Origin of the sequence: Succinimonas sp., assembly GCF_045225735.1 — a bacterium.
Lineage (GTDB): Bacteria > Pseudomonadota > Gammaproteobacteria > Enterobacterales > Succinivibrionaceae > Succinimonas.
This window is the reverse complement of the sequence record NZ_JBGVBR010000303.1, coordinates 1-14,401: the sequence shown is the minus strand read 5'-3', so window position 1 is coordinate 14,401 and position 14,401 is coordinate 1. Positions and strand designations below refer to the sequence as shown.

The window sequence follows — 14,401 nt, the reverse complement described above, 5'->3', positions numbered from 1 at the left end:
CCAAAAATCTTTCGGGAGAGATCCTCTTATCGTGTTTTCTTCTTCAATGCCATGCATTATCTGCCACGCATGCATGTCAGGAAGCGTATCAGCGCCGGTGGCAACCCAAAATCTGGCCATGGCGATGATTCTCTCAGCCAGAGAACCTGATGCCTGCTCCGGCATGGCTTTCCTTAAATCATCATCTATGCCGGAGGTCTTTCCCGCCCATTCCAGAAGAGACATCATCCCATACTGAAGGCGTACTGTTTTTCCAGCCGGAGGATTCCCGCCCCTGTCAGCGATCCCGGAAACAGGGCCGGAAACGTCCTGTCCGCCGGAGCTTTTCTATTTTGCGGCCTGACCGTTTTTTACGGAAGGAGCTTTGAATCTCGTGGGAACCACATTGCCATCGACATCTAATTTCCCAATGATTTCGGTTTTCAGTACCTTGTTTCTTCTTGTTTCCGGATCATAACTAACGGTGCGCCTGATGACATACACAATGCCATTGGCGCGTTTCTGCTTAACTATGTTCTCTCTTATTCCGCCAGCTATCGGCCTTGTCATAAGCGCTCCGTTAACAGGTATGTATGTGAATCCTTCTCTGCGAGTAAATGGCGGCGGGGGCTGTCACCTGACCGGCTCTTTTTCGGACTTTTTCCTGAATACTATCCGGATAACGGGCCGCACCATAAAATCCTGCCTGTCCGCTCTTTCTCCCAGAATGACGATGTCGCCGGCGCTGTCGGCATAAACCTGACTGCCGCCGTCCAGTCCCGGAGTCCGGAGCCAGTATGAAACGCCGGAATCCGATGCTCCCGCAAGCCCTCCTCTTTCCAGAGCATAGGGCGTGGCGGCGCAGCGTCTCTCTTCTGCGGAACTGAAATACTCCGCGGCTTCATCCGCGCTGAGACAGAACACCTTAAAGGCGGGAGCATGATTTTCGGCTGCGGTCTCAGAGTTTTCTGCGCTGCTGTCCCTGCTGCCATGATCCTCGCCTAAGGAGAGCGTATCTGTAAAGAGCGGCTCCTCCAAAATCCGTTCCCTTTCCATAGCGGAAAACGCCGTCTCCAGGAATTCCCCGTTCAGCCAGGCGCACAGGTCTGAGTCCGCCCAGGAAACTCCGGATCCGTCATGATGAAACTTTCGGGCATCCAGAGCATAGCGGCTTATAAGAAGAGCGGAGGCGGTCTCGCAATCTGAACTCGGATTCCCGCCTGCGGCGTTATCAGTTTCCGTAACCCGAAGGGCCAGCCATTCCAGCGGTGCGGGAGTCCCATCCGGAAAATACGGAAATTCCCCCAGGGGGTAAATGTCTCCGGGCTTAAGATCCATGGGTTCCATCATCTTAAGCCGGCACAGAGCTTCCTGACTTAACAGCTCCCGGGCCAGGGCTGACGCCTGAGGATTCTCCAGAAGAGCTGTAATCCCCTTCCGATGCGCCCGGACAAAATCCAGGAGGACAAGAGGATCCTGCTTAAGCCGGGTTAAATAATCAGATAAAGCGCTCACGTCCTTAAAGAAATGCTCGTCTATGGAAAGGATCTCCTTTTCCGCATTGAGAAACCGGAGAACTGCCGGGCCGTAATGCGGATCCAAGGCGAGCTTCTCCAGATTCTCCCGGTGCTGCGAAACAAAAAATCTGGTAATTTCCGGAGCCTCGGAAAGAGAGGCCAGCATAATTTTCGCAAAACTTTCAAACTGCACAGGATCCGTGAATACCCGGGGGCCGATAACAGCCAGACGCTCCCGACTGTCATAAAGCTTTGCGATATCGGAGGCGATGTCGGGGAGCGCCCAGGTCAGCCGATCCAGTTCCTCCCGGTAAAACGTCACAAAGGTCTTGAACGAGAGCGGGTCTTTCGCCCTGTTTTCATTGATGAGGGACAGATATGAACGCAGGGATTTGATGCCGGTAAAGCGGTATTCCCCGAGGGTTACGGAGGCCTTGGTGAGCTTGTTAAGCTCCCCCAGAAAATCGGCGTTCCGCGCGCTGGAGAACATCCTCCAGGCGTTTTCCTGGGTGTCTCTCAGGTACATAAGCTCGCTCTCATGGCCGTCCTTTTTCGCCTGCTGAACAGCCTTGCGGAAGGATTCAAGATCCAGAAAGCTGTAAGAGTTGATTCCAAGATGCAGGGTTACCTCGCCATGCATAATGCGGTTCACGGTTATGACAGAGGCCTCATCCGGGAAGGCTTCTTTAAGAAATTCCAGATCCTCCCGGCCTTCATAAAGCATCCTGGCCAGGGCCGGGAAATCATGGTCAGCGGCCGCTTCCGTCTCCTCCCGCAAAGCTTCCGGCGCAGGGTAAACGCGGCCGTTAAAGATAAGGGAGCGATCCGGAGTCAGGAGATAGGCTGCGGCCATAAAGATTCTCTCCATGATCCAGCCCTTACGGCCTAATAATTTGCCGACCTTGTCAAGATTGTCATCAAGGCAGTGAATGGCAAACGAATGAACAAAATTCTGAAAGTACCCCTTCTCCAGAAACACCTTCAAAACGGCAGAAAATCCACCATAATTATAATTCTCCAGCTTATCTCTGCCCTTATAAAGAGCCATGGCAAAAGCTTCCCTGAGAAGCCAGTCCCCCAGTTCCGGGACTTCGCGGAACATCTTCAGGAGAAACAAGGAAACATTAAAAAGAAATTCGGCATATGCATAAACATCATTTACATCATCTCCGGTAAGGCGCGGAGCATATTTCAGACAACACTCGCTGTGGCTGGAATCGTATTTAAATACTTCGGCGAGATACCCTGATCTCAGGGCCCTGGCGCCAATGTAAGGATTCCGCAGCAATTTCTGAAAAAATGACCTTTCATCAGTAAAAAACTGGTTGTCGCAAAAGATGCCGATTTTGGGCCAGTTTTTGCTCTGAGGAATACCAAGGTCATGACCGCGACAGGCCGCGCGGCAGGCTGAGATGTCAATCTTCAGGGCCGGACGCACCCCGGCCTGCTTATAGAGAGCCGGCATGCCTGTCCGATAATATTCGCCGTTGTGGTTCACGGTCATTACCAGGGTTTCGTTTTCTCCCGGAACCCGCAGCCACCAGATGCAGTTCTTCCCCGCGGACATCACCTGCTTTTGCGCGGCATAGGGGGTGGGCTCGGCTTTCCTGTCCCCGGTGGCGGTTAAATAGAGGATGACTTCGTATTGATCGAGACAGAACACCCTGTCCCGGGTATCTTTCCCGGAGGCGGTATTGAAGTCCTCATTCTGGTAACTTAAGTTCAGATCTTCCTTTATGATCTCCTGCTCGTTCTCTGAAAATGCTTCATTGAAAAAGCTCCCGTTAAGCCAGCTTCTGAGGCTGCTGGTCTCCCAGGTTACGGGGCCTGCTTTGACATTAAAGGGCTGCGCATCCAAAACCCGCTTGCTTACCAGCACAAGAAAGTTTTCTGCAACATGCCCTACCAGCCATTCAATTGAGGATTTTTTGGCGGGATCATCCTGCAGATAACGGCCGAAGGTCACCGTATCCCCTTTTTTGGCCGTAACCAGTCCGTAAAAGTCGTTTAGTTCGGTAGTTGTCTTCATCATGATGTAAATTAACTCCGGAAGGAAGGCTCCGGTTCGCGCCCCGATTATCAGAGCCCCCCGGAGATGCTCCCTCCCCTTTTATCCCTCAAATCCCTTAATCATTCCATCCCTCACTCAATCCTTCAGCGGCAATGCTGCCAGCCGGCATCATTTATGAAGGAGACTCTTGAAACGGTTCCTTTCCGGACTTTCTTCTGAACATTATGCGGATAACGGGCCGCACTGCAAAATCATGCCGATCCGCCCTTTCTCCCATAATGACAATCTCGCCTGAGGCATCGGCATAAACCTGACCGCCGTCAAGTCCCGGCGTCCGAAGCCAGTAAGAAACCCGGGGATCCTCGGAAGAAACCGAAAGAGCCCCTCTTTTAAGAGCAAAGGGAGTCCCGGTGCAGCACCTCTCTTCAGCGGTACCGAAATACTCTGCGGCTTCCTCCGCGCTGAGACAGAACACCTTGAAGGCAGGAACATAGTCATTTCCGCTTGCTGTTTTGCGGTTTTCGTTGTTATCGTTGTTATCGCTGTTATCCCCGTTATTTTGCCCCTCGCTTAAGGAGAGCGTACCCAAAAACAGCGGCTCCGCCAAAATCCGTTCCCTTTCCGCAAAGGAAAACGCCGTATTCAGGAACTCCCCGTTAAGCCAATAAGAGAGGTCTGATTTCTCCCAGGAGGCTCCGGAGCCTTCATGATGAAACTCCCGGGCATCCAGAGCATAGCGGCTTACAAGAAGAGCGGAAGCGGTCGCGCAATTCTGCTCCTCCGTAACCCGGAGGGCCAGCCATTCCAGCGGAGCCGGATCGCCGTGGGGAGAAAACGGAAATTCGCCCATGGTGTAAATGTCTCCGGGGATGAGATCCAAAGGCTCCGTCATCTTAAGCCCGCAAAGCTGCTCCTGACTTAATAGCTCCCTGGCCAAAGGAGCGGCCTTCGGATGATCCAGAAGAGCTGTTATCCCCTTGCGGTGCGCCCTGACAAAATCCGTGAGGTAAATGGGATCCTGCTTCAGCCGGGTTATGAAATCACCTAAAGAGCCAGCATCCTTAAAGAAGTATTCGTCTATGGAAACGATCTCCTTCTCGGCATTTAGAAGCTGGCGAGCCGCCGAACCGTAATACTGATTTCCGGTAAGCTTCACAAGACTCTCCCGATACTGGGAAACAAAAAAACTGGTAATCTCAGGATGATCGGAAAGACTGGCGAGCGTTTTTTTCGCAGTATATTCAAAAAGAGCCGGATCCGTAAACACCCTTACCCCGACAACTGCCAGATGCTCCAGATTGTCATAAAGATCCTTAACGTCAGATTGCAGGAGAGGCTTCTTCTGAACCTGGCGATCCAGATCCTCCCGGTAAAAATTCACAAATATCTCGAATGCCAGAGGATTCCGAAATCTTCTGTCAGCGAGCTCGGACAGATATGAGCGCAGCTGCGGCACACCGGAAAAAAGGAATTCCCCGAATGATACAATGCTCCCCGTCAATTTATGAAGAGCCCCCAGAAAATCTTCATTTCGGAACTCCGAGAACATTCTCCACTCTTCTGCCTGCAGGTCTCTCATGTTAATGAGCTCTCTGAGATAGCCTTCCTTTTTTGCTCTCTTAACGACCTCGCGGAAGGAATCAAGATCAGAGAAGCTGCAGGCAGTGCCATCATCCAGACGAAACATCGCCGAACAATATAAAATACCGTTCACCGCAGTAACAGAAGCTGCATCCGGAAAGACTTTTACAAGAAATTCCAGATCCTTGCGACCTTGGTAAAGTCTCCGCGCCAGTGCCGGAAAATCTTTCCGTGCCGTACTCATCAGATCATGAAACAAATGATCCGGAGATGTGTATTTGCAGCCATTAAAGACCAGAGTGCGGGAGGGAGTCAGGGCATAGGCCACGAGCAAAGGAATTCTCTCAAACGGACAATCAGTGACGAATTCCGCGGCGTCGTCCAAAGCTCTGTCCAGAGCGGTAACTGAAAACCGATGCGCATAATGATGCAGATAGCCTCCCAGCAATAATCTCCGGGCAACGGATATAAAACCGCGGGAATGCTCTAATGTTTCAGGATCTGAAAGAGCCAGAGAAAGCCCCTCTTTTAGAAGCATATCCCCCAGGTTCGTGATATCAGGGAAGGCCTTCTGAAAAGATGACGTAATGCGGAAAAGAAAATCAACGTATATTTCGTCAATATCCCGAAAAGGGTTCGCTGTTAAATACGAGTGAAATTCCTGAAACGCCTCCTTTTCACAGGGACGGTCCTTAAAGGCCTCGGCAAGTTCCCCGGAAACAAGAGCGCGGAAACCGATCTCAGGCCAGCGAAACAGATACTGAAAAAGCTCTTTCTCCGTTAAAAATACCTGGCCGACAATGCTGATGCCGCCCTTTGGATAACAGCTCTCCCCGGGGATGCTTTCTGCCGGTATCCGGCAGGCAGCGCGACAAGCCTCAAGGTCTATTCTGAGAGCCGGACGCACCCCCGCTAACGGATAGATGGAAGGATAGCCAAACTCGCTGATCCTGCCGTCTTTATCTACGTGTTTCGCAAAGCCAGCGTCATAGTTTCCCCGGCTGCGAAGGCACCATTCGCATCTATCGTCCTTGGTGAAAACAAATTTGACTTTTCTGGCATAGTCTGTTGGCCCGGCCCATGGTTTCGCCACCGGGAACCTTAAGTAGCGCATGACTTCATCATCACTGAGACAGAATACCTTGTCTCTGGCGCTCTTGGTTCCAGAGAGCGCCTCATTGCTTCTGAAGCTTACCTCTGCTTCCGCAATATACTCCTGCTCCTTTTCCGAAAATGCTTTCCGCAAAAAGTCTGTGTTAAGCCAAGCTCTGAGGGAACTGAGTTCCCAGTCCGCCGGGCCTTTTTCATTATTGAAGGGATGCGCATCCAAAACCCGGCTGCTTACCAAAAGGAGATGATGACTGGATGCCGACACCACCTGCCATTCAATGGGAGACACGCCGGAGTCAGCTTTCTGAGGATACCGGCCAAAGATCACGGTATCCCCCTTTCTCGCCATGACAAAATTGAAAAAAGAATTTCTGTCCAGTTCGGCATCAGTCATTCTGCTTCTCCGAATCCGCGGGATTACGGATTACCAGGCTTTTCAGGTTACTGCCGCCGAGAGAGATTCTGATAAGGGGCCGCACGGCAAACTCGCCGGAGCTGACATCCTCTCCCAGAAGGCAGATATCTCCGGCAGTGTCAATATAGGCGGCGGTGGCCGGATCCAGTCCGGGAGATCGGAGCCAGATGAAGCAATTACGGGTTTTCGGAGAAGCTGTGGCGGCCCCGTTCTTTGCTGCATACGGTGTAGCCTGAGAGATCCTGGCGGCTGGGGTCTTAAAGAGCTCCTCCGCTTCCTCCGCGCTGAGACAGCTTACTGCATCCGGCGACTTCAGGAGGAGAGCCTGCTCCTCTTTGGAAAAGGCCTGTTCCAGAAATTCCCCGTTTAGCCACGATCTGAGATCGCTGTTCTCCCAGGAAACGCTCTGAGATTCGCCGTGAAAAGGCCGGCACTCCAAAGCAAAGCGGCTTATGAGAAGCGCCGCTGGTGCCGGAGATCCCTCTTTGCCTCCGGTCATGGCAGCATCTTCATCAACTTTAAGAACCTGCCATTCCACAGGCGCCGGGAGCTCGTCCTCATCCTCCGGATACCTGCCTAATACCACGATGTTTCCGGGAACCAGAACCGGAGTCTTCGGGACATCCGGAAGCTTATCCTCCGAAATTGGCTTATCCTCCGGGAGAGGCTTTTCTTCGCAGGGAGGATCATTTTCTTCAGGCAACGAGACTTCCGGAGCCTTGGGAATCTCGCAGCCGGCCGCCGTAAGAAGCTCTGCCGCCACTGATGCCGCCCGGGGATTTTTAAGAAGCTTAAGGAGCGCGTCCTTATGCACCGCCGCAAAACGATCCCGGAGACCGGGGGATTTCATGATATCGGCAACAGCAGTCTTAAACTCACTGACATTCCAGTAGTATCTGTCGTCAACGGCGATAAGCTCCCTGTCCATCTCCAGAATATGTTCGGCCTCCTTTCTGGCCGCGGGATTCCGGAGGGCCTCTTCCAGGCATTTCCGGTGCTGGGAAACAAAAAGCCTGAGACCCGCAGGATTGGCGAGATACTCAAACCGGCTCCTAAAGTTCTCCCAGGAAAATAATGCGGGATCCGTGATCACCAGATCTCCCAGAAAGAGAAGCCGATTCAGCTGAGTGTAAAGCTTGTTCAGTAATATTCCGGTCATGGGATACAGACTCCCCGCCTTCTTAAGCGCCTTCTCATGGGTCTTAAGAAAGCTTTGGAAATATAAAGGGTTAGCTTTAACAGAATCCCTAAGGTCATTGAGAAATCTCTGAAACGCCGCCTCATCCTGAAAAACATACTCATCGATGATAACAAACTCAGCCACAATATCCCGGAGGTGCTGATACACATTGATGCCGCCATCCCGGGAGAGCTCCTTCAGCTCTTCGCCGTACATGGCATCAAGCAAGCGGAGCTCGCGAAGCCGCTCTTCACTGAGCAGTTTGTCAATGAAATCACAGCATTGCCGGCTGCTTTGGAAGAAGTACTTTTTTCCGTAAAGCTCAATGGTAACCGTCTTTGCCGCGGCAGCCCCGGTGCTGTCCGAAGCCCCCGTTCCAGCGAATTTCCCGCTGTAATCCATATCGTTCCCCTCCTTCTTCCTGAAAGCTCCCCGCGGTCTTTTAAGAATCGGCCTCTCCCGGCTGTTACCGAACCGCGCTATTCTACATATAGGTAACGGTTTCCGTAAGAGGTTTTCTGCGGTTATGGTTTGCCAGAGGCCCTGCTCCCTCAGCGGCAAAGCCCAGATCCATGAGCATCAGGATCTCCTCATTTTCCGGCAGGCCCAGAGACTCCTTAAGGACATCCGGATCAAAGAAGTTGACCCAGCAGCTGTCAAGGCCGGCATCATAAGCAGCCAGAACCATGTGAGTGGCCACAATGGAGGCATCCTCAATGCCGGAATCGCGTTTTCCGCCGGGATAAACAAAAACGTTGTCCCGGTTAAAGGCTACCACCAGCACCATGGGAGCGCCGTAGCGGCAGGGAGTTACGGCATCGATCTTGGCAAGATGCTCCGGGGCGGTCAGGACATAGATATGCTGCTCCTGAAGGTTCTTGGCGGTGGGAGCGAGACGGCCGGCCATAAGCACGGCTTCCAGCTTGTCAGAGGGAACGGGGGTATCGGAAAACTTCTTGCAGGAATATCTTCCTGAGACAACGTACTTGAAATCCATAATGGTTAGGTCTCCTTGTGGTGAAAGCAAAAGCGCCGGCTGAAAAAACAAAACGCCAGCGGCAAACAAACTTACCGGCAGCAATGCAGGAAAGCGGGAAATAAACGATGCTCCCTCTGCCGGAATAAAAAGTCCGGGACTGAATTTTCCCGAAAATCAGATCCTCGCTATTTCCCGTCGGGAAAGCTGGTAAAGGCGGCGGTTTCCCGCTCGGGCATTCCGGATCTTTCCTTTTCGGCGGCAATGGCTCTTATCATAAACGCCATATTCCGAGCCAGGTTTCTCATGGTCTGAAGCCCTTCCAAATCTTTTTTCACATCATCAGCGGCAAAGCCGTGCACCTGATTCCAGTAGGAAGAAGAGGCCACGGGCATGCTGCTGATGGTGAAGTACTTGTTAAGGACGTCAAAGCTTGCGGTATTCCCGCCTCTCCGGCAGGATACCACTGCGGCTCCTACCTTAAGATGCTTGGAGATCTTGCTGGTGCTGTAGAAAAGGCGATCCAGAAAGGAAATGAGAGTGCCGTTGGGGGATCCGTAATAAACCGGTGATCCCACCACAAGACCATCTGCCGCGGCGAGCTTCGGAGCGGTCTCATTAACCATGTCCCGAAAAACGCACTGTCCCGATTCGCGGCATTTATTGCAGGCAATACAACCCCGGATGCTCCTCCCGCCCACCTCGAGAAGCTCTGTTTCCAGGCCCTCATCATTTAACACGCGGATCATTTCCTGAAGAGCGGTGGCGGTGCAGCCATTCTTGTGGGGGCTGCCGTTAAGAAGCAGGACTTTGGACATATAATCTCCTGAACGGGAAATGCTGCCGGAAACCCTGATCTGCTCCGGCAAGCAGGAATGAACTTACGGGACAAGAAAGTAAAGTCCGGAATCAGGAATAAGGGGAACTTTGCGGCTGACGTGCCAAACCATAGAGTTCATGCTGCGACAGCTTATAAGATATCGTTTCCGGCAGCTATTTGCGGCTTTGCGAAAAAAGTCCCCTGCCCCGGTTTCCGGGCCTCTTCACAAAAGATAATGGGGGAAAATCCGCCAAAAAACAAAAAGAAAGCCGGAGAGCAGTTTATGTTTTTGAAAACACTCACAAAAGCGGCAGCGGCACAGAGGGGAATGAAGGAGCAAAGAGCAATGAGGCAAACAGGCAGAAGGGACATAATGACAGAAGGAACGCCGCAGCACGGAATGAAATAAGGGAGCCATAAGCTCCCTCGGGGAAATCCGCAGGTTACCCGGCGAATTTCAGAAATTCCTGATTTAGGCCAGCTTCCTTACCGGAAAACCGGAAACAGCATCCTCACCCAAAAACTCAGGTAAAAAAGATCTTCATGAACTCTTCATCGGTAAGGGCCAGATGCTCACGGATGAAATTGAGCTCCTTCAGGCTGAAGGAATGGGTTTCCACCTTTTTATAGAAGGTGCGGGAAGCAATGTCCATGGCTTTGATAAACCCCTGTATGGTCCAGCCCTGTCTGACAATAATATCATTAAGCTTTTTGATTTCCTGGGCATCGTCGAGATTTGGCGTTACGGGGGTCATTTTAGCTTTTCTGTTGTCAATCACCTTCTGAAACTGAGCGGTTACCCCCGCATTTTCCTGATCCACCCGCTCCGGGAGATGACGGAACTCGTTATTCAAATTCTCAAGACGCGAGATAAAAAGCAATACATCATTGGAAACGCGCTTGAAATCAGCCTTCAGTTCATTCTGTTTTCTGACAAAATCCTTGAAGTAATTCACTGTCTCCAGATTCTCTTCCATTTCTAAAAAGTCCTTGCTAGCAAATCTAAGTCAAACGCCGGCTCTAAGGAAGTTATGCCGGCTTCACTGGGAATCCTCTTAAATACTCATCTCAGGTTCAGGTCTCGGTAACAGCAGGAGAACTGCTCCTGAATGCAAGGCGTATATTACAGGATTTTACCGGGATCTGTAACATTAAATGCAGGTTCCGGGGTAAAAAGACGGCCGGGAGCTGATGAAACCATGGGAAAACGAGGCGAATCAGAAAAGAGATGCGACAAAACAAAGGCGGAGATGAGAATTGGCAAAAGGAGCAGGATAAGGGACCGGGATGATAAAGAAACAGTCTTTTTGATTCCTTTCCATTTCTGCGGCTCCGGAAGCAAAAAATCCCGCCGCAGCAGGATTTCTCAGATGGCACGGGTTTTATTACCAGTTTATGGTTTCGATCCGCTCTTCATCATTACGGCGCTTCAGGACAAATCCGGTGATATCCGACATGTCGTCCTTGGGCTTTGCCACCACCCAGTTGTCCAGATAATCCCGGATACGGTCATAATGCTGGGAAAACCGGTAAAAGAGGTAGTTTGAGGAAAGTATATCCTTAAGGATCTCCTCAGGGGATTTGGAAAAATTGTCCGCAAGGAATTTCTGAAAGTCCGGATCGCTTTCCCGGTACTCGCCGAGTATGTACTGGAGGAGCTTGACGCTGATGCGATGAAGTTCATCAAACTCCATGTAACTGTCATCAAGATGATGAACGATATAGACAAGCGGAATCTTAATGCAAAAAGGCCCCGGCTTAACGTAATACCAGGTGTTGTCCAGATCGTAGAAGTACCCGTAATCGGTAAAACAGATTTTACTGAAAATCTCCCGTTCCGAGCGGCCCAGCCAGTGAGGCTGACCATCCGGCTGATTTGATAAGAACCGAGACTCGCCGCCGTTCTCGCTGCCGGGAACCCCAATGGCGCGCATTTGTCCCAGCCCGAAAAGATACTCAACCTGCTTCGGATCATTGTACCAGCGGAGCAGACGGGAACCCACCGCGCTGAAATAGCCCCCGTTGCCGCTCCAGCCAAACTGCACCCTGGTTCCGCCCTCAAGCCTTCTGGCGATAATGCTGATATCTCCCATTTAAAACCTCTTAATACTGCTAATGGAAAGTGACATTAACTCGCGCATGCTAAGCGCCGCATGCCCGGCGTACGATTCTGCTTATCTGGTTCTTTGTGTCCTCCTTCTTTTGAATTTTGAGAAATCACCCCTGTTTCATGTTCTTTCTGGGGCCCGATGAGGGGCAAAACTCGCTTTGTGACAATCTTCACAAATACGGCCTAAAACCCCGGTTTTCGGGGGGCCAAATTTACCCGAAGTGGATCCGCATACATTTGTGACTTATTTAGTGTATAACCGCATCTATCTTTGGGCTGTAATCCAAATCATGAGTGACATTCAAAACTTCAGTCACTTGGGGAGTGACATTTCAATTTTAGAGTGGTTTTAGGGTTAATACAAGTCACCGATTCTGAACTGTGACAAATGTTTTGCATTATTTTTACAAGTGGTATTCGGATATATTTTATACTATCATTCCCGCCGCGAAAACACGGTTGAGACAGGACTGGGAAAAGCCCATGAAACGCTTACGCCATGCGGGTTTACGGGGGAATCGGGAGACCTCCCTAAGATGAGGAATTTCCGGAAAAAGTAGCCGAAAGAGGAGCTGCGGTGAGTGTTCAAAAATTAACGTTTATTCTGGGAGGCCAAGAATGGGAATTCTGCACCAGAGGGAGATGTTTTGAGGGGAGAGGTTTCCGGAAACTCTGGCGAACGTGGGGGTAGTTTTGGTGATGAGGGATTTCTGAATAGTGAAGGTGAAGCCCAATCAATGCCTCCCTTACTCTTATGCGTTACATCGTAACCGAAGCCACTCAATGAACAGGAAATCATGAGATTCCATGTGGAGGAAGGTCGGAAAAACTCAAATTGAATTAGAGTCAGGAACAAAAGAGAGGTAATGATGATTGGAAATCAGTCGATGAAAGACAGAATGGTCTGAAAATATAGAGGCGGAATTAAAGCACTGGACTAAGGACGGATATCAGTACTGAGCTGTTTGCCGATTTGTTATGAAGTCATTAGGCGGTCAGCCAGAGGAATGTGCCTAATCGGGTGATTAAGATGTCCTTGTGCTGATGAAAGACGGGTTACGAAAATTGCCAGAATAGATCCCTGTCATCTCACATATTAGGAGCACAGGTATAAGAAGCATCAGCTGAAACTGCTAGAATTGAAACAGCCCTGCTCGGCAATGCTTTTCGTAAATCGATTTACTTCATTTGTACAGGACGATAACGAATGGATAAGGATGACGCTTTTCTAAAGGAGCTTCAGGTTAATGACAAGGTTAAGGTGACCGTAAATTTCTTCGGTCAGGAAATGCCGTTTGAGGGAACCTGCACCGGAATTACAGATGATAAGCTCAGCATTCTGACCAATGCCAAGCCAGAGCCTGTAGAATTACCGTTGTCTGCAATTATAGAAGGAACGATAACAAGCGAAAACAAAATCAACATTGAAGAATCTGCAAACGATAATACTTATGAAAATATTGAAATTAAACATCCTGAAGTAGTATATGGCTATTATATTATAGATCTTAAAAATGAAAACAAATCTCATATTTTATCAAACACTCCTCAAACAGTTGATAAAACTGATATTGCCACAGCCTCAACTCTTTTGCTAAAAGAATTTTCAAAAAATTCCATAATTGAAGATTATTATAATAACAATGTTCATGATTTAAACAGCATCTCGACGTTCAGCACTTTTTATAAAACAAACAAAGATAGAAACAAAAATACCCACAAACTATTTCACGAATACATTGATTCATATGATATTTATATAAAAACAAAAGAATTTAGCCGCCATAACCCAATAGGACCTCACACTCTGAAAGATTATTTATTTAATCTTGTTTCACTTAATGAAAGTTTGCATTACTTACCTTTCTACGACGAAAAAGATCTATCAGTTTTTATGGAAGAATACCTAGATTCGGTTGACGGTCAGCATTTAATTACAGTCTCTCGTATTTTTAACAAAGAATTACCAGAGGAAAATCATACACACAACATAAAGCTGTACACAGATTTTTTATTTAAATATCTAATCTCATTAAAATTTATATTTAAAATCAATATTTTTCAGGCAATTAATTGTGACCAGGACAAGCCTAACGAAGATTCATTTATCAAATACATGACAACATTACTACCATTATTTGCGACACTTGATTATAAAGAATACAATGATTTAACAAAATCTGTAGATAACTGGCTCAAAGAACAAATAAAAAAACACGACCTTTTTTCTCCCGGCATTTCTCAGGATAAAACCAATTTAATAATTCACTTTGACAAACCTGTTCTGGTTCCGTTAATATCGATTAATAATTCATTATGCCAATCAGCAAAACACACACTTATTAATTTGATGTACTATTTGTACTTAAGCAAAGGCAGATTGCTATACATTAAGGTATCTAATAATGAATTAAGAAAGAATTTGACAGAGTACATAAAAATAAAATATAACCTAGACAACGACTTTAATTTATCCATAAAAACAATATTTAACGAATTTACTAAGACCATCAACTCATTCTTTGCAAATTTAATCATAATTTGCAAAAGCTTTGTTAATATCAAATTATCTGATAAAGACAGTAAAGAATCATACAGCATAATCAATCAAAACACAATATCTATTATTAAATCGTTAGAGAATGAAGCTGACAAATATATAACGGTTACAACTAAATTCAATAATGGACTTAAACTATTTT

11 protein-coding genes are annotated in these 14,401 nt (G+C 48.6%); 2 read left to right on the top strand and 9 right to left on the bottom strand.

Annotated features, from left to right (window positions below; genetic code table 11):
* The 7 genes from ACJROR_RS10900 to ACJROR_RS10870 all read right to left on the bottom strand — a co-directional run.
* On the bottom strand, positions 1-228 hold a 228-nt coding region (locus ACJROR_RS10900; RefSeq protein WP_406547080.1), incomplete at its 3' end, for a hypothetical protein.
* A 99-nt stretch (positions 229-327) separates the two neighbouring features.
* Complete coding sequence (locus ACJROR_RS10895; protein ID WP_406547079.1) at positions 328-549, bottom strand: hypothetical protein; 222 nt, start codon at positions 547-549, stop codon at positions 328-330.
* A 63-nt stretch (positions 550-612) separates the two neighbouring features.
* The gene (locus tag ACJROR_RS10890; protein WP_406547078.1) at positions 613-3,528 is read right to left on the bottom strand and encodes a DUF6273 domain-containing protein; all 2,916 of its coding nucleotides are present in this window, start codon (positions 3,526-3,528) and stop codon (positions 613-615) included.
* A gap of 151 nt (positions 3,529-3,679) precedes the next feature.
* Complete coding sequence (locus tag ACJROR_RS10885) at positions 3,680-6,592, bottom strand: DUF6273 domain-containing protein (RefSeq protein ID WP_406547077.1); 2,913 nt, start codon at positions 6,590-6,592, stop codon at positions 3,680-3,682.
* Positions 6,585-8,195, bottom strand: a complete 1,611-nt coding sequence (locus ACJROR_RS10880; RefSeq protein ID WP_406547076.1) for a DUF6273 domain-containing protein — start codon at positions 8,193-8,195, stop codon at positions 6,585-6,587. Before ACJROR_RS10880 ends, ACJROR_RS10885 begins: the two co-directional genes overlap by 8 nt.
* Before the next feature lie 82 nt (positions 8,196-8,277).
* Positions 8,278-8,790: a nitroreductase family protein gene (locus ACJROR_RS10875; protein ID WP_406547075.1), complete on the bottom strand. Its 513-nt coding sequence runs from the start codon at positions 8,788-8,790 to the stop codon at positions 8,278-8,280.
* 167 nt (positions 8,791-8,957) lie between these two features.
* Positions 8,958-9,587 carry a flavodoxin family protein gene (locus ACJROR_RS10870; protein ID WP_406547074.1) on the bottom strand — a complete coding sequence of 210 codons (630 nt, stop codon included), beginning with the start codon at positions 9,585-9,587 and terminating at the stop codon, positions 8,958-8,960.
* A 57-nt stretch (positions 9,588-9,644) separates the two neighbouring features.
* On the opposite strand from ACJROR_RS10870, the gene ACJROR_RS10865 reads away from it, so the two are divergent.
* Positions 9,645-9,998 carry a hypothetical protein gene (locus ACJROR_RS10865; RefSeq protein WP_406547073.1) on the top strand — a complete coding sequence of 118 codons (354 nt, stop codon included), beginning with the start codon at positions 9,645-9,647 and terminating at the stop codon, positions 9,996-9,998.
* 115 nt (positions 9,999-10,113) lie between these two features.
* On the opposite strand, the gene ACJROR_RS10860 is transcribed toward ACJROR_RS10865, so the two are convergent.
* Together ACJROR_RS10860 and ACJROR_RS10855 are read right to left on the bottom strand one after the other, a co-directional pair.
* Entirely contained in the window at positions 10,114-10,566 is a 453-nt protein-coding gene (locus tag ACJROR_RS10860) for a hypothetical protein (protein ID WP_406038912.1), read from the bottom strand.
* Positions 10,567-10,974: 408 nt separating this feature from the next.
* On the bottom strand, positions 10,975-11,682 hold the full coding sequence (locus tag ACJROR_RS10855; protein WP_406547072.1) for a hypothetical protein: 708 nt from the start codon (positions 11,680-11,682) through the stop codon (positions 10,975-10,977).
* A 1,224-nt stretch (positions 11,683-12,906) separates the two neighbouring features.
* Between ACJROR_RS10855 and ACJROR_RS10850 the strand changes: the two genes are divergently transcribed.
* A partial coding sequence (locus ACJROR_RS10850) for a hypothetical protein (protein ID WP_406547071.1) occupies positions 12,907-14,401 on the top strand: 1,495 nt, incomplete at its 3' end.